The sequence below is a fragment of the Virgibacillus sp. AGTR genome, from assembly GCF_016919725.2.
Lineage (GTDB): Bacteria > Bacillota > Bacilli > Bacillales > Amphibacillaceae > Virgibacillus > Virgibacillus salarius.
Window position 1 is genome coordinate 1 of the sequence record NZ_JAJERH010000189.1, and the last position, 455, is coordinate 455.

Sequence of the window (455 nt, forward strand, 5' to 3'; positions counted from 1 at the left end):
AAAGATAAGAAAGTATAAAAATTTGGCTATACCAGAGTGTTTCTTACTGTGGTATTTTAAGTATATGGAAAAAAACATCTTGAAACGAATCTTTTTTGATAAACATCAACATTGGGAAGCATTTAAGAAGAAACATGGAGAGCGAATTCGTCCAATTGTCATTAAAGAGGTGGAAAAATTTCGTGACTGTGGAGATCCCAAAAATGGATTCAAACTCTATGTTTGTGAAGGATGCCATGACGTTCGACATGTCCCTTTTCGATGTAAAGGGCGTTTTTGTACAACGTGTTCTGTAGGAGAAAGTGAAGAATGGAGTCGCGTCCTTACAGAAGATATAGTACAAGTGAACCATCGGCATGTAATCTTTACGATAGATGAAAAATTACGGGCTATATTTCTATGGCATCGAGAGCTTTTGAAACCCCTTATGGATGAAGCTGCGAAGCTAATCACGG

Annotated in this window: 1 protein-coding gene; it reads left to right on the top strand. The window is 37.4% G+C overall.

The genetic code is table 11. The annotated features are described in order from the left end of the window. Nucleotides 1-64 precede the first annotated feature (64 nt). A partial coding sequence (locus JUJ52_RS23180) for a transposase zinc-binding domain-containing protein (RefSeq protein ID WP_483887877.1) occupies nt 65-455 on the top strand: 391 nt, incomplete at its 3' end.